Annotated in this window: 17 protein-coding genes; 11 read left to right on the top strand and 6 right to left on the bottom strand. The window is 60.2% G+C overall.

Going from position 1 to position 19,137, the window contains the following annotated elements; all coding sequences use genetic code 11:
- Positions 1-20: 20 nt before the first annotated feature.
- From X751_RS163240 to X751_RS163270, 6 genes are read right to left on the bottom strand one after another with little or no spacing between them, the layout of a single operon-like run.
- A complete protein-coding gene (locus X751_RS163240; RefSeq protein ID WP_023682287.1) occupies positions 21-1,040 on the bottom strand; it encodes a chemotaxis response regulator protein-glutamate methylesterase in 1,020 nt (339 codons plus the stop codon).
- Positions 1,041-1,062: 22 nt separating this feature from the next.
- Positions 1,063-3,336, bottom strand: coding sequence for a hybrid sensor histidine kinase/response regulator (locus X751_RS163245; RefSeq protein ID WP_023669442.1), 2,274 nt, complete (start codon positions 3,334-3,336; stop codon positions 1,063-1,065).
- Positions 3,333-4,037 (bottom strand): chemotaxis protein CheW, encoded by a 705-nt coding sequence (locus tag X751_RS1000000165025; protein ID WP_081726107.1) that lies wholly within the window; start codon positions 4,035-4,037, stop codon positions 3,333-3,335. Before X751_RS1000000165025 ends, X751_RS163245 begins: the two co-directional genes overlap by 4 nt.
- A complete protein-coding gene (locus tag X751_RS163260) occupies positions 4,037-5,278 on the bottom strand; it encodes a protein-glutamate O-methyltransferase CheR (RefSeq protein WP_023734098.1) in 1,242 nt (413 codons plus the stop codon). The genes X751_RS1000000165025 and X751_RS163260 overlap by 1 nt, the downstream gene beginning before the upstream one ends.
- Positions 5,275-5,742: a chemotaxis protein CheW gene (locus X751_RS163265; protein ID WP_023700505.1), complete on the bottom strand. Its 468-nt coding sequence runs from the start codon at positions 5,740-5,742 to the stop codon at positions 5,275-5,277. The genes X751_RS163260 and X751_RS163265 overlap by 4 nt, the downstream gene beginning before the upstream one ends.
- A gap of 23 nt (positions 5,743-5,765) precedes the next feature.
- On the bottom strand, positions 5,766-7,403 hold the full coding sequence (locus X751_RS163270) for a methyl-accepting chemotaxis protein (protein WP_023743579.1): 1,638 nt from the start codon (positions 7,401-7,403) through the stop codon (positions 5,766-5,768).
- A 1,103-nt stretch (positions 7,404-8,506) separates the two neighbouring features.
- Between X751_RS163270 and nanR the strand changes: the two genes are divergently transcribed.
- The 11 genes from nanR to X751_RS1000000168560 form a co-directional block, all read left to right on the top strand.
- Positions 8,507-9,214, top strand: a complete 708-nt coding sequence (nanR, locus tag X751_RS163275) for a transcriptional regulator NanR (RefSeq protein ID WP_023743578.1) — start codon at positions 8,507-8,509, stop codon at positions 9,212-9,214.
- On the top strand, positions 9,214-9,519 hold the full coding sequence (locus tag X751_RS163280) for a putative quinol monooxygenase (protein ID WP_023743577.1): 306 nt from the start codon (positions 9,214-9,216) through the stop codon (positions 9,517-9,519). The genes nanR and X751_RS163280 overlap by 1 nt, the downstream gene beginning before the upstream one ends.
- 47 nt (positions 9,520-9,566) lie before the next feature.
- Positions 9,567-10,343 carry an aldolase/citrate lyase family protein gene (locus X751_RS163285; protein WP_023749392.1) on the top strand — a complete coding sequence of 259 codons (777 nt, stop codon included), beginning with the start codon at positions 9,567-9,569 and terminating at the stop codon, positions 10,341-10,343.
- A 14-nt stretch (positions 10,344-10,357) separates the two neighbouring features.
- The gene (locus X751_RS163290; RefSeq protein WP_023743576.1) at positions 10,358-11,410 is read left to right on the top strand and encodes an NAD(P)-dependent oxidoreductase; all 1,053 of its coding nucleotides are present in this window, start codon (positions 10,358-10,360) and stop codon (positions 11,408-11,410) included.
- 120 nt (positions 11,411-11,530) lie between these two features.
- Positions 11,531-13,186: an extracellular solute-binding protein gene (locus tag X751_RS163295; RefSeq protein WP_023682276.1), complete on the top strand. Its 1,656-nt coding sequence runs from the start codon at positions 11,531-11,533 to the stop codon at positions 13,184-13,186.
- A gap of 87 nt (positions 13,187-13,273) precedes the next feature.
- Entirely contained in the window at positions 13,274-14,215 is a 942-nt protein-coding gene (locus X751_RS163300; RefSeq protein ID WP_023743575.1) for a sugar ABC transporter permease, read from the top strand.
- On the top strand, positions 14,215-15,063 hold the full coding sequence (locus X751_RS163305; protein ID WP_023827582.1) for a carbohydrate ABC transporter permease: 849 nt from the start codon (positions 14,215-14,217) through the stop codon (positions 15,061-15,063). The genes X751_RS163300 and X751_RS163305 overlap by 1 nt, the downstream gene beginning before the upstream one ends.
- 12 nt (positions 15,064-15,075) lie before the next feature.
- Positions 15,076-16,170 carry a sn-glycerol-3-phosphate ABC transporter ATP-binding protein UgpC gene (ugpC, locus tag X751_RS163310; RefSeq protein WP_023705660.1) on the top strand — a complete coding sequence of 365 codons (1,095 nt, stop codon included), beginning with the start codon at positions 15,076-15,078 and terminating at the stop codon, positions 16,168-16,170.
- Positions 16,167-18,140 carry a hypothetical protein gene (locus tag X751_RS163315; protein WP_023743574.1) on the top strand — a complete coding sequence of 658 codons (1,974 nt, stop codon included), beginning with the start codon at positions 16,167-16,169 and terminating at the stop codon, positions 18,138-18,140. Before ugpC ends, X751_RS163315 begins: the two co-directional genes overlap by 4 nt.
- Positions 18,141-18,339: 199 nt before the next feature.
- Entirely contained in the window at positions 18,340-18,543 is a 204-nt protein-coding gene (locus tag X751_RS1000000166705) for a hypothetical protein (RefSeq protein WP_156936346.1), read from the top strand.
- Positions 18,544-18,824: 281 nt separating this feature from the next.
- The coding region (locus tag X751_RS1000000168560; protein ID WP_348524573.1) for a YidB family protein at positions 18,825-19,137 on the top strand (313 nt) is incomplete at its 3' end.

Here is a 19,137-nt window from a genome sequence, read left to right as displayed (position 1 = left end):
GCGTCATCGGAAGGGGCCTTTCACGTGGAGCGCTCGCAGGCTTCGATTATACGTGAGCCGATCGCACCCAAAGGAAGAATATCAACAGCCGCGCCGATGTCGGCGGCGGCCTTCGGCATGCCATAGACGGCACTTGTTGCTCTATCCTGCGCGATTGTGAGATGTCCCTTGTCACGGAGCTGTCTCAGCCCGCGCGCACCATCCCTGCCCATGCCTGTGAGCAGAACACCAATCACCGAGCCAGGCCACCATTGCGCCGCACTTTCGAAGAACACATCTACCGACGGCCGATAAACATTGTCCTTGGGGCTGGGCGTATAGCCAAGTTGCTGAGCTGACTTGAAAACCAGATGATCCGCAGAACTGGCAACGAGAACGGTGCCCGCTTGTGGACTATCCCTTTCCCCCGCGGGACGGATCGGGAGACGCGTATGCTGCCCTAGCCAATCAACAAGGCCTGGAACGAACTGAGCATCGAGATGCTGGACGAGCACAATCGCGCCGCGAAAATCAACGGGAAACGCGCTCAGGACTGCGGCAACGGCAGCCGGCCCGCCCGCAGAGGCGCCGATTGCTATCACGTGTCGAGTTGACGGCTCAGCCGCACGTGACATCCGCCTTTTTGCCTGGGTAGGCGCGTCGCCGATCAACTTGCCTATCGTTCGTATCTTGTTCGTCAAAAGCCGGGCGGATTGCGAGGACGCGTTGCCTTCGATGCCCACTGACGGAATATCGACTGCGTCAAGCGCGCCATGACCCATTGCTTCGTAGACGCCGGCGAGGTTGGCTTCGATACTGGCGGTCACCAGCAAGATTGAGCACGGGGTTTCCGCCATGATTCTGCGGGTCGCTTCCACGCCGTCCATCTCTGGCATCGCTAGATCCATGAGTATCAGATCCGGCAGATCACGTCTGCAGACCTCGACCGCCTCACGCCCATTAGTCGCGATCCACGCGACCTGATGTTCGCCGGTCAACAGAACCAGTCGACGCAGAAGTTCAACCGCCATCGGCATGTCGTTAACTACGCCGATTCTCATTCGCTGGCTTCCAATCTCGATCTCATTCAGCCGCCTCGCCAATCATGTCCACGACGGCATGGATCAGCGCCTCGTCCTGAAAACTACTCTTGGTCAGATAATAGTCCGCACCTGCGTCGAGCCCGCGCGCGCGATCTTCTTCCCGATCCTTGTATGAAACGATCATAATGGGTGTGTTCTTGAGATCAGCGTCCTTTCTGATCAAACTCACCAGCTCGATGCCATCCATGCGAGGCATGTCGATGTCGGTGACGACGAGATCGAAAGGACCAGACCGGACGGCATTCCACCCGTCCATGCCGTCTACCGCCACTTCGACCTCATAACCGTAATTGCCGAGCATCTTGCGCTGGAGTTCGCGAACCGTCAGTGAATCGTCAATCACGAGCACGCGCTTGCGCCTGCTCGCTTCGGGACCGCCCGCGGCGCGCCGAAGAGCTCGAAATCCGCTGGACGATGCAAGCTTTTCCACCGATCGGATCAGATCGTCGACGTCGAAGATCAGAACAGGCGAACCGTCTTCCATCAGGGCCGCTGCGCTGATGTCCTTGATCTTGGCAAACCGTGGATCGAGAGGTCTGATCACTAACTCGCGTTCCCCGAGAAAACGGTCAACGATCAGGCCGTACGCATCGCCCCGACCCGCATCCACGACGACGACCGATAGTTCGTTCGGTTCCGATCCGGGCTCACCTCGATCGAGCACCTCGCGAGCGGTGACCAGCCCGATCTGTCGATCGTTCAATCGAAAATGCGGCCGGCCCTGCAGGACGTTGATCTCCGTCCGCTGCAGTTTCAAAGTCTTGGAAATGGCAGCGAGTGGAAAAGCATAGGGCTCTCCATCGACATCGACGAGCAGCGTGCGCAGGACCGACAATGTCAGCGGCAATTGCAGTTGAAATCGGGTTCCGTGGCCAAATTCTGAGGAGACGCTTGCGACTCCCCGGACTTCCTTCGTCATGGCTTGCACTGCATCGAGCCCCACACCGCGACCTGAGACGTCGGTAAGGCCCGCTTTCATGGAAAAGCCTGGCAGAAACAGAAATGCGAGCAATTCGCTTTCGCTGAGTGTTTCAGCACTTTCCCTGGTTGCAAGTTGCCGGGCGACGACGGTCTCGCGCAGCTTCGAGAGCTCTATCCCCCTGCCGTCGTCCACCACGGCTATCTGCAGCAGCCCGGCATTGTGCCTCGCTTCGAGCCTGATGAGCCCCTCTTCGGGTTTGCCCATCGCGAGGCGCTCCTCAGGCGGTTCAAGCCCATGGTCTACAGCGTTGCGCAGAAGGTGCCCCAAAGGGGCATCGAGCTGCTCGAGGATATCGCGGTCGATGCCGGTCGAGCCGCCTACGATCTCCAGTCGCACCCGCTTGCCAAGGGTACGACCGAGGTCGCGGATCATTCTCGCATAGTGTCGCACGCCGTCCTCAAAAGGCCGCATCCGGCTCGCCAACGTTTCGTCGTACAATCTGTTGGCAAGATCGGTCGCTTTCCGATCCACTGAATCCAACTCATCGAAACGCTGCGCCAGGAACGCTTGGCTCAACCGAAGCTTTCGCTGCGCTTCAGCCAGCGCCTCCACCACCGCCGCATCGTTTGAAACCGGCGGCAGCACTGCATGAAGATTGTCGAACGCACTTGCGAGGTCCGATTGAAGTCGCTTCAGCCGTAGCAGCCCGTCAGCGAATGGCCTGAGCCGCCGAGCTTCCATCAGCGACTCGCCAGCCAGCCCGAGCAATCGGTTCAGGCTGTCTGCCGTCACCCGAACCATTCTATCAGAGCCGATGCTGCCGTGGGCTTGCGGTACCGCCCCAACGAGGAGGTTCGCTGAAGAGGTCGTCGCCAGTTGCTCCTGGGCGTGATCTGGAGTTGCGAAATCAGCTGCAGAATCTTGGGGCCCGGGCTTTGCCTGGGGGAGGGACAACCCCTCGAACTTCGCGAGAAAGGTTTCGACTTCTGAGTTGGCGCTCTCGCTCGATGATCCCGATGCGATCAATTTCAAAAGGTCAGAACCTTGCAGAAGCGCATCTATATGCTCCCGTCGCACCCTCAGATGCCCGCGTTGCGCTGCGACCAGGCAGTCTTCCATCGCATTTGCAACTTTGACTGCGGGCATCAGGTCGATGATGCGGGCAGCTCCTTTCAGAGAATGCGCGGCACGCATGCATGCTTCCAGGGCGTCGGCGGCGATAGGATCGCGTTCGAGTGCCAGAAGTCCAGAGGTTAGAGCCCGTGACTGCGTCTCCAGTTCGGCCTGGAAGAGGCTGAGCATCGAAACCTGGCTGAAGTCTTCATCTGTCATGCGATGCTCCGATCCAGCATCGTGAGCAGTTGTCGTGGATCGAGACAGCCAACGGCTCGTCCTTGCCATGGCAGCACGGCAACCGTAGCGGCCGACAGTGCCTTGCCAATCATGGCCGGAACAGCGAGAGTGTCGCGTTCCTGGTACCGATGTAAGCCGTGGATCTCATCAACCATAAAAGCAACCCGCTTGTCGCGCTCGCCTACCACGACAAGGCGGCGAAATACCTTGGTTCGTGTGCCTTGTTCCCCTTCCTTGCGCTCGTCTATCCCGAGCAATTCGGCCAGGGAAAGGCAAATGAGCAATTCACCACGGACATTCGCAATGCCGAGCAGTGCACTGTTCCTGCGATGTGGAAGTGAATGAACGCGACGAGATTCAGCCACTTCATGAAAAATACCGACTGGAAGTGCCAGCCATTCCTCCCCCAAACGGAAGAGAACGGCCGTCTGCAGCGCGTCGTTGTCTGCCGAATCGATCGCTGCACGACCAGCGTTGTCAGGCCATTCGTCGCGAGATGCCGAGGGAGCTGCACGGTCGAGGAGGCGTCGTGCGATCTTCTTGTAGGTCGGGCAATTGCGGCAGTGGAGATGCTGCTCTAGTAGCGGACATGACTTGTCACCCCGTACGCCTATTTGCCGCCAGCAGTCGTTGATTTCGATCTGCTCCACCGGCTGAGCGATCCTTGTCGAAGCCGCCATCAACTGCCGCTCCTTTTCTGGACCCGACCCAGCCGGCCGGCCAGCGCCTCGGCGCCGTTATGGTCGCCTTGCTTGCTAAGCAGCAAGGCCAGATGGACAAGAGCTTCTCGATGATTTGGCGCGAGATAGAGCGCCTTGCGATAACTTTGCGCGGCTTCGGGTGCAGAACCATCCGCATCCTGGACGAGGCCCAGCAGGTAGAAGATTTCTGCGGAAGGACCGAACTCCCTGAGATGCGCCAGGGCGACCTCCTGTGCCTCCTTTACGCGTCCTGCATTGGCGATCCGTTCAACCGCGATGAGGCTTTCCGAGGCGCGTGCAAGCGGCTTGGCCGGAGCCTGCCCGCGGCCTTCATTGCCAATTGTCGGTCGGAACGGACGAAGAGGCTCGCTCTTGTTGACCTTAGGGCTTGGCGTCCGCACCGGGACGGCGGCCGAAACCTTCGGCGCCGTGGTCTTGACGGGCTCCGATTTCAGAAAGGCGAAGGCCAATGGCCATTCAGCGGAAAGAAAGCCATGCACCCTTGGAAGAGCTGCTTCCGCCGGACCGACCAGAAGAAGTCCGTCTTTGGCCAGCAGGTCCTTCAGGCAGATCAATGCGCGATCCTGCAGCTCTCGATTGAAATAGATCAGCAAATTGCGGCAAAGCAGGATGTCATAGACCTCTTGCCCGAAAGGCGCGTGAGAACCGAACAAGTTTCCTACCATGAACCGAACCTGTTTCAGCACCCCAGCAACAGGCCGCAACCCGCCCTCGGCCGCTTCGAAATAGCGATCCTTGAATTCTAAATGGCTGCCGCGAAACGAATTGCGGCCATAGATGGCGTGTTCAGCCGTCGCGATATTGCGGCTGCTGACGTCCACGCCATCGATCTTGAACTCATGTGCCTCAAAGCCGGCATCGAACATGGCCATGGCGACCGAGTAAGCCTCTTCGCCGGTTGAACATGGCAGGCTCAGGATTCTTATCGGCTGAGCAGGCTTGTGCGCGCGCGCATGCCGCGCCAGCATCGTGAACGCTTCTCGGTCGCGAAAGAACCAGGTCTCTGGGATCACCACCGCATTGATCAGCTCCTGCAGCTCCTGCGAGGAACCGGCCAAGTGTTGCCTATAGGCCTGAGGGTTGGTTATCCGGCATGCTTCCATCCGTTCTCTGACCGCCTGACGAACCACTGTCGGACCAACGCTGGCACTGTCCAGTCCAATGGTTTCCGTCAGGAGCTTTTCTATTGCTCCGGTCATTGATCACCAATTGCCGCCTGGCGGAGCAAAGCGGTACGAATCTCTTCCGAAAGCAGCGCTTCCACTTTGACCCACTGAATGATCTCCAAACCATCGGAAGCCACCGGCCCAAGATAGGGCGGGGTTCCTGGTTCCAGTCCGAACGGCGCGAAATCGGCCGGGTCTCGCTCGATCGTATCCGTCACCCGTTCCGCGATCAGCCCCAGCAGGCGTCGCTCGCCATCATCCGCCGGATAGCGCGTCACAACGATCCGGGTGCTCAACAGGCGCTCCGATGGTCGGCCAAGCGCAAGAAGGGTGACATCGATCAGGGGGATGGGTATTCCGTTATAGCTGACCAAACCCACCACACCAGTTGGCGCACCCGGAAGAACTTTCACGTCGATATAGGGCAGCACCTCTTCAATTTTGTGGACATCGATCAAGTAGCGATCCGGACCCATGCTGAAGGCGAGGAATAGCATTGTCACCTCCTACTGCCGGCTCGCTATGCTCGTAGCTTGAACCTCGATATGCTACTTCGCATGCCGCCTGAGACTTGATTGAGCTCGTCGATCGCGAGCGTCGATTGCTGAAGGGACTCGACTGTTTGCTGAGCTGCCTCGCTTAGCTGGGTTAGCGTGTCGCTGATCTGACCCGCGCCGGTCGCCTGTGCTTGCATGCCTTCATTGGCGGTTTCGAAACGTGGCACCAGCCCCTGAACCTGCTGAATGATCTCGAAGAGTTGCCCGCCGACCTGCTGGATGTCCTGCATACCCCGACGGACCTGCTCGGAAAACTTGTCCATGCCCATCACCCCGGCCGCGACTGCCGACTGGATGTCCTTGACCATTTGCTCGATATCGTAGGTGGAGACAGCTGTCTGGTCCGCGAGCCTTCGGATTTCCGTCGCCACCACTGCAAAACCCCGGCCATATTGGCCTGCCTTCTCCGCCTCGATGGAAGCGTTGAGCGACAACAGGTTCGTCTGATCGGCCACTTTGGTGATGGTCGTCACCACCTGATTGATGCTGCCGGCTTTCTCGCTCAGGATCGCCAGTTTGGAATTGATCGCGCCAGCCGCTTCCATGACCTGCTGCATGGTTTCTTCCATACGGGTCAGCCCCGCTTGCCCCCCGCCAGCCACGGCAGCGGTTTGTTCGGCAACTGTGGAGACCTCGTTCATCGTGCGGACCAGTTCGTTTGATGTGGCGGAGATTTCCTTGGCTGTCGCTCGGATTTCTGTTGTGGTCGCTGCGATTTCAGTCGCAGTTGCCTGCTGTTGCTTGGAGGTGGCGGCGATCTCAGTTATCGACGTGCCGACCTGTATGCTGGACCTTTGAACCTGACCAATGAGGGTTGTGAGATCGTCCGCCATTGCGTTGAAGCCGTCGGCAAGCACGCTGAATTCGTCTCGGCGCCTCAGATCGAGCCGTTCGCTGAAGTCGCCTTGCCGCATCAATTGAACCGCGTCGACCAAACGGGTGAGCGGACCTGTAATGGCGCGAAACAGCTGGTAACCCAAAAGAAGGGCTAGCCCGAGGGCTATCAACAAGCCAACGCTCAAACCGACTTCGGCCGTTCTGACGATAGAGCTGATCCGCTGCGTCGCGCTGTTTGCCTCGCCTCTGTGATCCTCAACCATGGCCTGCAGAGCGGACTGCAATTTTACAAAGATCGGCTCTACTTCGTTCTTGATAGCTGGGCTTTCATTGGGAGTTTCACCTTTCGACAAGGCAGCCCGGCTTGTTTCCAGCACAGCAGTTTCAGCCAGACGGAATTGGTTGGCGAGTTGTTTGACGGCTGCATAATTCTGCTTGTCGATATCGGAGACGATCGTTGCCTCATAGTCGTCCATCGACCGCTGCACCTGGTTGCGATTGGTCGTGATCGCGTTTTCAACCGTGCTTCTGTCTGACGGGTTGTCCTGAAGGGCATATTCCTGAAGCAGACTATGGGCCGCCATCTGGCCCGTCATGATCTCGGTACTGTGATAAAGGTCCGGAAGGATGCCCCTCTCGACCTCAGTCGCCTCCTCCCCCGCCTGAAGAAACCAGGCGTACGCGATGAGGGCTATCACGGACATGACCACCAGAACGGCTGCGAAACTGACGAGGATGCGGTGGCGTATTGTCAGACTCTTCATGGAACCGGTTCACCAATGGGGGGCATCGTGGGCTGCGCGACAAGCGCTCGTTCCGACATATTCGAAAAGGTGCGTCGAAAAGCGGTAGTCTGATGCTGAATGGTTTCTTTTCCGTTCCATAGCTAATGATGGCGAGGCGGCTCGCCAATCGGCGCCGCCAGAAGCGGTGGTCAAAGGACGACTGCCGTCCACGCACATCAGCCCGAGATCGGCTGGATGGCACGCCGCGTCAGGAGGAGCGTGGATGAGCTGCTTGAGGCCACGAATTGAATGACTGCTTAGGCCAGGTCGAGGCAAGAAAGCCGACGTCCTGCTTGCTGCCCCTAAGCTGCCAGGCGGGAACGCGCCTCATATCAGCCGTCCAGCATGACCGTCGCACTGAAAGCGGATCGCCGAAACCACATGTCGCAAACTGGCCAGCGCGTAGATTGGCGCCGAGTACGGGTTCGACATGCGCAGGTGACGATAACTAAATGGCAAGCGCCCCCGCCTGAGGCCCCTCAGGACTAAAATGATCTTGAGACAGTTTCAAATGCGCATCCTCAAGCGGCGGCCGCCAACCGCACAAGGATGAGCACAACGTGACGAGCGCTCTGGAGCGTAGAGGGGACTAACCCGACAATCCCTTCCTTTGCGACATTGCGGCGGGGAAAAAGATTACGAGATGGAGCAGGCGTATTGCCAAAGGGGTCCAGCAGCGAGAGTTCGCGTTTTCCGCCTCGGCTGTGAACCCGCTTCCATTCGCTGATCTTGCTCAGGTCGAGGTCTACTTGCCATCGAGGGCTCATGTCCCAGCTCATAAGCAGGCGGTTGGGTAGGTCTCGGCCAGCACACGGCCCGGTGGCACTCCTGGGGTCCACACCGCAGGTTCAAACTGACCACCGACCCAGGGTTCGAAGACCGTTCCCGATCGGAACACCGAGCAGATTGTGCTCGCTCTCCCGCAAGTTACTGAAATCTTCGTGAAGACATTGAAGGCGTCGCAAAGGACGCCTCGACAACGACGGAGTGCTTTAAGGGCCCGGCCACCGGATGCTTAGATCTCGTTGACAAGGGGTGCTATGGGATCATAACGTACCTGATTGGTATAACAGGTATGCCACATGATCGGAGTTCTGATCAAACAGCGGAAGCTTTCGGACGAGGTGGCAGCGCACCTCGAGCGGATGATCCGAGAGGGAGAGTTGGCCGAAGCCGACCGTCTCCCATCTGAACGGGAACTCATGCGGCAGTTCGGGGTAGGGCGGCCTTCCATCCGTGAGGCGCTGCTGCATCTGAGCAAAATGGGCCTTGTCGAGGTAAAATCGGGGGAGCGTGCCCGCGTCACTCGACCCACTCCTCAATTCGTGATCGACGCCCTTGCAGGGCCGGCTCGGCACATGATTTCGGCGCCGGGAGGGGTTCACGACTTCCAGAGCGCGCGGTTGTTTTTCGAGGTCGGCCTTGCCCGCAACGCCGCTGTGCATGCTACCCCGGAAGACATTGAGAGCCTCAAGGAGGCGCTCGAACTCAACCGTCAATCAATCGGCGACCTGGCGCGCTTCGAGCGCACGGACGTAGACTTCCATTACGTGCTGGCGGTAATCACCCGCAATCGGATCTTTACAGCTATTCACGCGGCGTTGGCTGAATGGTTGCTCGAACAGCGTCGCACCACATTGGCCAAGGGTGAAGACCGCAAGGCTTACCAGGCTCATCGCGAAATCTTCGAGGCCGTCGCCGCGCGCGATCCAGACGCGTCAGAGACGGCCATGCGCAGCCATCTCGAATATGTGGCCAAGCGGTATCTGCAACTTGCGAGGCCCAAGTGATGACCGGATTTGTCGTCTGGGTCGATTTCCGCCTGAGGCCTGATGCCCGGGACAGGTTCCGAGAACTTGTCGACGCCAATGCAACCGCGTCGATGCGCACCGAGGCCGGCTGCCGCCGCTTTGACGTGACGGAGGCGCGTGGCGAACCGGATCGGGTCCTGCTCTATGAAATTTACGATAGCGAGGCCGCATTCGAGGACCATTGCCGCACCGCTCATTTCGACGAATTCAATACGCGGAGCGCGCCGCTCGTCGTGACCAAGTTGGTGACGACCTGCGACCTCGTTCTTGAGGCCACGCATTGAAGAGAACGTAGGCGGATTGCCCCATTGGGGCGAACGGGAGGAAGTGCATGTCGGAGCCAAGTCTCAGGGCGTTAGTTTCTCACCGGCGGGTCAAGCTCGGCACGCTCGTCGCCGAGTTCGCCACGCCGGGAATCGGTCACATCCTGAAGTCCGCTGGCTGCGATTTCGTCTTTTTCGACATGGAGCATTCGGGATTTAGCTTGGAAACGCTGAAGAGTGCGATCCGTTATTTCGAGGCGGCCGATCTGCCGGTCATGGTGCGTGTGCCGTCGCAGGACTACCATTTCCTCGCCCGCGCCATGGACATGGGCGCCGAAGGCCTGATCGCGCCGATGGTGAGCAGCGTCGAACAGGCGCAGCACATCATCAACTCCATGAAGTACCACCCTGCCGGCGCCCGCGGTGTGGCGCTGCAGATCGCTCATGACCGCTACCGCCCAGGCTCGGTCGCTGATAAATTCGAGGCCGCCAACAAGCGCTCCACGTTCATCTGCCTGATCGAGACCGCCGACGGCGTCAAGAACATTGACGGCATCGCGGGACTGGACGGGGTTGATTGTCTTTGGGTCGGGCATTTCGATCTGTCCGTCTCGCTCGGCATTCCTGGCGACTTCGCCCACCCCACTTTCACTGCTGCAATGGCCAAAATCGTTGCCGCCGCCAAAAAGCACAACAAATCGCTTGGACGCTTGGTGCCCAACGTCGCCCAGGGACACGAGTTCTACGCACAGGGCTTCGATTTCATTTGTTATTCAGGCGACGTTTGGGTCCTGCACGACGCGATCGCCGACGCGGTTTCCAAGATCCGGGCCGGGTGCCAATAGGAGCGGAGGAGACGATGGACGGCGTAGAATTCAGGGTGGCGCTTTCCGGTGATTTCCGCAAGCCGGACGGCTCGCCGACCTACCCAGATTTCGATCTGGAGCCGCTGCGCAATGCGACAGGTGTCGAGATGGTGTTCCTGGAGTCAAACAGTCCGCTTCGCGCCGACCAACTTGAGGATTTCGATGCGCTCATCCTCCTCGCCCATCGTTTCGATGCCACGAGTGTCCCCAGGAGCGGCCGCCTGGCCGTCGTTGCCCGCTTCGGGGTCGGCTACGACACTGTCGACGTTGAGGCATGCACCGCAGCCGGTATTGCCTTGGTCATCACGCCCGATGGCGTGCGACGGCCCGTCGCCGTATCCGTCATCACCTTCATGCTGGCGCTGACCGGCAAGCTGCTGACAAAGGACGCGCTCACCCGCAAAGGGTCTGTTGGTTTTGAGAAGCGCTCCGAACATATGGGGGTCGGCCTCGTCGGGCGTACGCTTGGGTCGCTGGGCATCGGCAACATCGGTGCCGAGGTCTTCCGCTTGGCGAGGCCCTTTGACATGCAATTCATCGCCCATGACCCGTTTGCCGACAAGGGGGTCGCTGCCGACCTGGGCGTCGAGCTGGTAGGGCTGGAGGATCTGTTTCGCCGCGCCGACGTGCTGTCGGTGAGTTGCCCCCTGTCGCCCCAGACCCACCACATCGTCAATGCCGAGCGGATCGCCCTGATGAAGCCGACAGCTTACCTGATCAACACCGCGCGCGGCCCGATCGTCGACCAGAAAGCGCTGACGAAAGCACTGCAGGAGCGCCGCATCGCCGGCGCCGGTCTCGACGTGCTGGAACAAGAGCCTCCCGACGCAGACGATGCGATCCTCAAACTCGACAATGTCATCCTGGCGCCGCACGCGCTTTGCTGGACCGACCAGTGCTTTGCCGGCAACGGTGCCGCGGACGTCAAAGCGGTAATGGAGGTGCAGCGCGGTCGCGAGCCGCGCGGCATGGTCAATCGCGAGGTGCTTTCGAGCGAGCTGTGGAAGACCAGGCTGTCTGGGCTCGCCGCCCGCTTTGGAACCTAGGAGGACACTGATTTTCGGCGCGCCGCCGCGGCCTGTTTGCGGCGACCTTACGGGAGGAAATGCTTGACCGCTGCGCCGGCGGACGAGTGAAGCAAAAGGAAAATGGGAGGACCAAGCATTATGAACGATCGTGAAAAACGTGACTTTCAGGCAGGTCTCGAAGCAGAGGTCGACGCCTTCATGCGCGGCGAAACCACCCGCCGAACTTTCATCACCCGCTTCGGTCAGATGACCGGCATGTTGGCCGTGTCCGGCCCGCTGCTGGGGATGATGACCGATTGGGCGCTGGCGCAGCAAACATTGGAATTGGCGGACGGCACGTCGCCGCTCGGCCAGGCGCAGGCCGCAGCCCTGAAAGCATCGAAGGAAGGGCCTGCGGACGGTTCCGCCTTTCGCGCGGCGGAGGCGGCCAAGGCGCATTCGGGCGTCACCCTCAACATGACCTACGAGGCTGGCCTGCAGGCACTCGACCCGCGCAATTTCAGTGGGCCGATGTGGGAGCAGCTTACCGGGATGAAGTCGAATGTCGTCGAGCTGTCGAACCCGGACCAGTACTCCAAGGCAGTCGCCGAGCACATCGCCGGCTCGGGTGCCTATGACGTCCTCGACATCTCGCCGGCCTGGACGCCGTCGCTTGCCGATGGCGGCGTCATCGCCCCGCTAGACGACTACATCGCCAAATACATGAACCCGGCAGACCTCGAGGACTATCATCCCCTGTACAAGGCGCTGCCGACCTACAAGGGCAAGATCTGGGGGTTCTTCGACGACGGCGACATGTTCGCTCTCTACTACCGCAAGGACATTTTCGAGGATCCGAAAATGATGGAGGCTTACCAGGCGAAGTTCAACGCCAAGCTTGGACCGCCCAAGACATGGGAAGAATATGCCCAGATCGCCCAGTTCATCACCGACCAGATGGCGCCAAAGGTCTATGGCGCGGGACATTTCCGCAAGGCAGGCAGCCCCGGCAATCAGTTCGACTTTCTGCAGCAGTACCGGGCCAACGGCGGAAAACTCTTCGGCGACGACATGAAGGCAGGTTTGGTTTCGGATGCCGGCGTCAAGACGCTGACAAACATGCTCGCCGCAAACAAGGCCTCGATCCCCGGCAACAACGAGCTCGACGCCGTCTCCTTGTGGGCGGCTTTCCTGACCGGCAAAGTCGCGATGATCTATTCCTGGCCTCCTAGCGGCCGTATGGCGGCGAACTATTCGCAGTCGGCCACGGCAATCAACTTCATTCCGCAGTCTCAGATCGCCGGCAAGGTCGGCTATGCCGTGGTTCCGGGAAATCCGGAACATGCCACCGGCTACAACAAGGCACTGTCGGCCGACTCGCCCAACCCCGAGGCGGCATATCTGTTCATGCAATGGGTATGCTCGCCACCCGTCTCGCTGGCACGTTGCATGCTGCCCTACGCGCTACGCGACCCGTACCGCATCTCGCACTTCAAGTCCGAGCTCTACGGCGCGCTCTTCCCGAGTGCCAAGGAGTACCTTGCCAACCTCAACAACTCGGCAAATGTCGGTCTGCTCGACCCGATCATGCCAGGCGCGCAGGACTACTTCTTGAGCATCGATCGCATGTGCACGGCGGTGTGGGCTGGTGCGGATCCGAAGGCGTCGCTTGAAACGGCGGCCGCCGAGTGGAACGAGACGACCGACCGACTGGGTGTGGATTCGCAGAAGGGCTTCTACACCGAGTTCTTGAAACTGCCTGGCGCCACCGCCGACAACACGGTGGAAAAACTTGGCATGGCGGTCACCCTCTGAGGGCAGGCGGACTTCTCTGGAGCAATCGGTGTTGCGGGCGCTTGGCTCGCAACACCTCCCCGCTAAGCGGCGATTTTGGATACGCCTATGCAGCCCACCGCCACGATCCGTCGTTTGAAGGCAGCCGGCGCACCGCCCCGGCTGTCTGCCTTTGCTCAATGGGCAGACCGTCATTTCAAGTGGCTGCTGGTCGGCCCCGCTGTGCTGCTGATATTGGCACTGTCGATCTATCCGCTTCTGTTCTCGCTGGTGGTATCCTTCATCAACTACGACTTCCAGGTGCCGGGCCACGCCTTTGTCGGATTGAACAACTTCGAGCGGGTCGTGTTCGATCCCGTAGCACGTTGGTCCCTGTTGCTGACAGCATCGCTGTCGGGCATCAGCGTCGCTATAGAATTCGTTCTCGGCCTCTTGGTGGCGCTGACAATGGTGCGCAGCTTTCCGGGCCGCGGTGTGATCATGTCGATCCTGATCGTGCCGCTGTTCATCAGCCCGGTCATCGTCGGCCAAGCCTGGACGCTGCTTTTACAGCGGCCTTTCGGACCGACGAACTATATCCTGACGCAACTATTGGGGCAGGAGGTTACGATCGGCTGGATGACGGAGCGCCCGTGGCTCTACGTCTCGCTGATCATCGCCGATGTCTGGCAGTGGACGCCGTTCATGTTCGTCATCCTGCTCGCCGGGCTGACCGCAATCCCACCCAATCTCTATGAGGCGGCAGAACTCGACGGCGTCAACGCCTGGCAGGTTTTTTGGGCGATCACGCTCCCGCATCTCGGGCCGATGATGCTGCTGGCGCTGACCTTCCGTCTGCTCGACGCAATCCGTATGTTCGATACCATTTTCATCATGACAGGGGGTGGCCCGGGAACACAAACCTACACGGCCTCCTATTATCTTTATACCATCGGCTTCACACAGTTTCATCTGTCGCAGGCAACAGCAGGAAGTTGGCTGTTCCTGATCTTTACGGCGCTCATCGTGACGTTGCTGGTGCGTCGGCTCTTGAAGGTAGAACCGGTCTGATGGCCGCCGTCGCGCCCGCCCGCCGCAGGAAACGCCGGTCGTTGCCGATCGGCCGAATTCTGCTGCTGGGGTTCTTCCTGGTGTTCGTGCTGTGGCCGCTCTACTGGATGTTCAACACCTCCATCAAGCCCAGCGACGACTACCTCACCGTACCGCCTGTCTGGTTCCCCGCCGCTCCGACGCTTGTCCACTACAAAGCTGCGCTGTTCGCCTATCGTGGTCTCGACGGGCTCATCAACAGCCTGATTATTTCGCTTTCGGCCACGGTGCTTTCGGCGCTGCTCGGCACGCTAATGGCCTATAGCCTGGCGCGCTACGACACCGGCGGCAAGCATCTGTCTTTCTGGGTGCTGTCGCAGCGCTTTTTGCCGCCGATCGGGATCGTGCTGCCGGTGTTCCTGATCTATCGCCAGGTCGGGCTCTACGACACTCATGTCGGCCTGATCATCGCCTATACGGTCTTCACGCTGCCGGTCTCGGTGTGGATGATGTTCGCCTATTTCCGCGGCATGCCGAAGTCGATGGAGGAGGCGGCCCTCGTCGATGGCTGCACGAGATGGGAGGCGTTCTGGCGCGTTGCCGTGCCGCTCGCAGCACCGGGCATCGTCGCGGCGGCTGTCTTCGCCTTCATTGCATGCTGGACGGAGTTCTTCTTCGCTCTGATCTTGACCAGCCGAACTGCCTTTACACTGCCAACGGTCTTCCGCGCCTTCATCGGCTTCCAGGGCGCGCAATATGGGGAAGCCGCGGCCCTTGCCATCGTCTCCCTTGTGCCATCGATCGCCCTCGGGGTCCTTGCTCAACGTCATCTGGTGCGCGGGCTGACGCTCGGCGCCGTTCGCGGTTAGGAAAGCTCCCGCATGGCCGAAGTCAAAATTACCGGCTTGCACAAGCGCTACGGCGCGTTCCATGCCGTGCGCGGCATTGACCTCCACATCCGCGACGGCGAGTTCACCGTCCTGGTTGGACCGTCCGGCTGCGGCAAGTCCACGCTGCTCCGGACCATCGCCGGCCTGGAGGAGATATCGGAAGGCACGATCGAGATCGGCGGCGAGGTGGTCAATGATTTCCGGCCGCGCGATCGCGACGTGGCAATGGTGTTTCAAGATTATGCGCTCTATCCGCATATGAGCGTGGCCAAGAACATTGGCTTCGGCCTCAAGGCTCGCAAGATGCCGAAGCCAGAGGTCGAGGTGCGCGTGGCCGAGGCGGCACGCATGCTTGGCATCACTCCCTTGCTGGGGCGTTTTCCGCGCCAATTATCCGGTGGCCAGCGCCAGCGCGTCGCCATCGGCCGCGCCATAGTCCGCAACCCCCGCATCTTTCTGTTCGACGAGCCGCTGTCCAACCTCGACGCACAGCTTCGCGACGAAATGCGCGGCGAAATCAAACGCCTTCACCAGGACATTGCGACAACGATGATCTACGTCACCCATGACCAGATCGAAGCGATGACGTTGGCTGACCGTATCGTGCTGATGCGCGACGGGTTGATAGAGCAGCAGGGCGCGCCACTCGAGTTGTTCGAGCACCCGGCCTCAACGTTCGTCGCTGGGTTCCTGGGTTCGCCGCGGATGAGCTTCCTGCCAGGCACCCTTGCCTTGGACGCAGGCGCCGCTGCCATCCGGCTCGCAGATGCACTGCTACCCTTAGCGCCCGGCAGGGGGCTGAAGGGCGTCGCGGACGGACAGCAGGTGCTGCTCGGGTTGAGGCCAGAACACCTCACTCGTGCGCACACTGCCATGCCGGAGCAGGGCACGTTTCGCTATGAGGCAACGATCGACCTGCTGCAGCCGACCGGCTCGCGCAGTTACGCGACATTCCGACTGGCCGGCGCGCCGGTGATGGCTGAGCTGCAGGCGCACGATGTCAGCCGTCCGGGCGAGAAGCTTGCGATCGACATCAACATGAACCGGGCCTCGATCTTCGACGCCACGACGGAGCGGGCAATTTGACCTCGACAGCTTCCCTGGCAGTCCGCTTGTGTGGCACCGAACAGCTCGAGGCACCGCTGCGCACACTGCGCGCCGGATCATTGTCGGTCGCGTTCGACAATGGCGCCTTGCGTTACATCCGCATCGGGACGATCGAGATCTTGCGCGGAATCTCGTTTCTTGTACGGGACGCAAACTGGGGAACATGTACCACCGTTCTCGATGATCTGCGGATCGACGAGAGGCCGGATGCGTTCGCCATTGAATACCGTGCAACATGTGCCGCAACATCCGGCCGCCTGGTTTACCGGGCGCGCGTCTCAGGCAGTGGCGATGGTGCGCTGTCGTTTGTGGCGGAGGCAGAGCCCGAGACTGACCTTTTGACGAATCGGACCGGCTTCGTCGTCCTTCATCCGATCGAGGGCTTAGCCGGCAAGCCGATAAAGGTGCTGCATGAGGATGGTCACGACGAGCTATCGTTCTTTCCGGACCACATCGATCCAAAATGTCCGTTCACCGACATCCGGGCGTTGTCGCACGAGATCGCGCCTGGGATCTGGGCGACATGCACCATGGAGGGTGATGCCTTTGAGATGGAGGACCAACGCAATTGGTCTGACGCCTCCTATAAAACATATGTCCGCCCTCTGCGTCGCCCGTGGCCTTACAGACTGCCCAGGGGCCAGAAATTCACGCAGGCCGTCCGGCTTCACGTGTCAGGAACGCTCCCTGCCGGGACGTCTGAAAATCGCAATCCACTCATCAACCTGACGATCGGCGGACCGGTCGGCCGAGTGCCCCGCACTGGCGTCGGCGTCGCCGCCGACGAGGGAAAGCACGCGCTCGAAACCCCCGAGCTCCTACGACGAATGGCTCCCCAGTGGATGGTCTGCCAGGTCGATCTCCGGATCGCACACGGCCAGGACGAACTAGAAAGCTACGCCGCGCTCGCACGGCTGACCGGCGCTGGCGTGGTCCTCGAGATTATCACCAAGGGCACGCGCGATCCATTCGGCGAATTGGCGCCGGTCGCGGATGCTGTCGACTCACTCGGCCTCAAACTAGAAGCTGTCTCCGTCTTTCCGGCGCAGGACATGAAATCCGTACAGCCGGGAGCACCGTGGCCGACTATGCCCAGCTTCCACGAAAGCTACTCCGCCGCTCGCCGGGCTTTCCCGGGCATCGCGCTGGGCGGCGGCATGGCCGCTTACTTCACCGAACTCAACCGCAAGCGTCCGCCAGCCGAAGCGCTCGACTACGTGACCTTCACCACCTGTCCAAGCGTGCACGCCGCAGATGATGTCTCGGTGATGGAGACACTTCAGGCAATCCCACATCTAATCCGCTCCGCGCATGCTTTCATGGGGGAACGCTTGCCACTGCGTATCGGTCCCATCCAGCTCGGCTGCCGTGAGAACCCATACGGAAAATCCACTGCGCCGAATGAAGCGAACGCTCGCGTCTGTCTATCGCGCATTGATCCTCGTCAGCGCGGGCTGTTCAATGCGGCTTGGACTGTCGGATATATCGCGGCCTGCGCTCGGGAAGGGACCGAGGCCGTCGCATTCGGTGACTTCGCCGGCCCCTTTGGCCAAATCCACAGGAAGGCTGATTTCGAGCAGCCATGGTATGACCAGCAGGATGGCCCAACGGTCTATCCCGCTTTCCATGTCTTGGCTGGTCTCTCAAAGCTCGGCGGAGCCACCTTGCTGTCCGTAGGAACTTCCGCCGCTGACGGCGTCGCCACGATCGCAGCTGAAAAAGATCGGCGCGTGGCCCTGTGGGTCGCTAACCTTACCGCCGAGACGCAATCTGTGCGGCTTTCGGATGCGCCGAGCAGCGCCCGTATTGCTCTTCTCGCCGCCGAGCAGTTCGAGCGGGCGGCAACCGATCCCGACTTCATGGAAAGTTCCGCAAGATCGCTGGGTGATCAAATCATCTCGCTTGGCGCCTACGCCGTCGCGCGAGTCGAGCTCGATCGATCGTCTTAGGCCTAGCCGATGTTCGCTGTTTGGCCAAACCCCCGTCAAGGATGAGGGTGGTAGTTCCATACTCTAAGGCAGCGCGTGGGATCCATCTCGCTTATACGTTCTACTATCGCGACGGCGACCAGGCTCGCCAGGTTCCGCCTGCCGAGACGCCAAGTTTTGAGGCCGCTCGCGCCGAAGCGATCGTTGCGGAATCGGCCTGTTGGCTGATCTGGGCGATGGCGATATGACCGGATGGTTAGTGCGCATGCGCGATCAGGCAGGCAACGAGCTTTGCACGATCAACGTCTGCGAGGCCGAAGCCGCACCGCAAACGGAAACAAGCCGGTTAGGAAGCACCGCTCACGTCTGTGTCGATACGCCAGCCCTTATTCAATTAGATCGTCGCCGGTCGGAACTTTTGTGATGTTGAGCCCTTGTCCATTGAACAGTGGAGGTACCAATGGCTAACCTGGGAAAATTGGCGATCGCGATGCTCGGCGTCTTGGCATACCAAAATCGCGACAAGATCGGCGACATGATCCGTGGAGCGGGTGATCGCAANGCGATGCTCGGCGTCTTGGCATACCAAAATCGCGACAAGATCGGCGACATGATCCGTGGAGCGGGTGATCGCAAACCAAATGATCCGCAAGGCGGGATTCTGGATCAGCTTTCAAAAGGCGTTCGGGGACCGCGCTTAGCGATATTCTCGACCGGTTCAGAGGGACAGGCGCAGGATCGAAGGTCGATTCGTGGGTAGGCACCGGGCCGAACGAGCCGATCCAGCCAAGCGAGGTGGAAGCAGCCATAGACGAAGACACCCTGACTTCCCTCTCGATGCAGACCGGCCTTTCGCGCGAGGAGCTCATTAGCCGGATCACGCGAGATTTGCCTGAGGCCGTCAGCAAAATGACGCCTACTGGTGAATTGCCCGTTGAGGCGCCGAAAAGCTCCGGTGAGACGACCTTGCTCGACGACGTGCCATCGCACAGGACGCAAGCGAATTCAGGCGGTCAAA

The sequence above is a fragment of the Mesorhizobium sp. LNJC394B00 genome (genome assembly GCF_000502555.1).
Lineage (GTDB): Bacteria > Pseudomonadota > Alphaproteobacteria > Rhizobiales > Rhizobiaceae > Mesorhizobium.
This window is presented reverse-complemented; position numbering and strand designations above follow the sequence as displayed.

Bases quoted from the DNA above. Each gene is read 5' to 3' on its own strand.
- X751_RS163240 (WP_023682287.1), bottom strand. From the start codon at position 1,040: ATGAGAATCGGCGTAGTTAACGACATGCCGATGGCGGTTGAACTTCTG.
- X751_RS163245 (WP_023669442.1), bottom strand. From the start codon at position 3,336: ATGACAGATGAAGACTTCAGCCAGGTTTCGATGCTCAGCCTCTTCCAG.
- X751_RS1000000165025 (WP_081726107.1), bottom strand. From the start codon at position 4,037: ATGGCGGCTTCGACAAGGATCGCTCAGCCGGTGGAGCAGATCGAAATC.
- X751_RS163260 (WP_023734098.1), bottom strand. From the start codon at position 5,278: ATGACCGGAGCAATAGAAAAGCTCCTGACGGAAACCATTGGACTGGAC.
- X751_RS163265 (WP_023700505.1), bottom strand. From the start codon at position 5,742: ATGCTATTCCTCGCCTTCAGCATGGGTCCGGATCGCTACTTGATCGAT.
- X751_RS163270 (WP_023743579.1), bottom strand. From the start codon at position 7,403: ATGAAGAGTCTGACAATACGCCACCGCATCCTCGTCAGTTTCGCAGCC.
- nanR (WP_023743578.1), top strand. From the start codon at position 8,507: ATGATCGGAGTTCTGATCAAACAGCGGAAGCTTTCGGACGAGGTGGCA.
- X751_RS163280 (WP_023743577.1), top strand. From the start codon at position 9,214: ATGACCGGATTTGTCGTCTGGGTCGATTTCCGCCTGAGGCCTGATGCC.
- X751_RS163285 (WP_023749392.1), top strand. From the start codon at position 9,567: ATGTCGGAGCCAAGTCTCAGGGCGTTAGTTTCTCACCGGCGGGTCAAG.
- X751_RS163290 (WP_023743576.1), top strand. From the start codon at position 10,358: ATGGACGGCGTAGAATTCAGGGTGGCGCTTTCCGGTGATTTCCGCAAG.
- X751_RS163295 (WP_023682276.1), top strand. From the start codon at position 11,531: ATGAACGATCGTGAAAAACGTGACTTTCAGGCAGGTCTCGAAGCAGAG.
- X751_RS163300 (WP_023743575.1), top strand. From the start codon at position 13,274: ATGCAGCCCACCGCCACGATCCGTCGTTTGAAGGCAGCCGGCGCACCG.
- X751_RS163305 (WP_023827582.1), top strand. From the start codon at position 14,215: ATGGCCGCCGTCGCGCCCGCCCGCCGCAGGAAACGCCGGTCGTTGCCG.
- ugpC (WP_023705660.1), top strand. From the start codon at position 15,076: ATGGCCGAAGTCAAAATTACCGGCTTGCACAAGCGCTACGGCGCGTTC.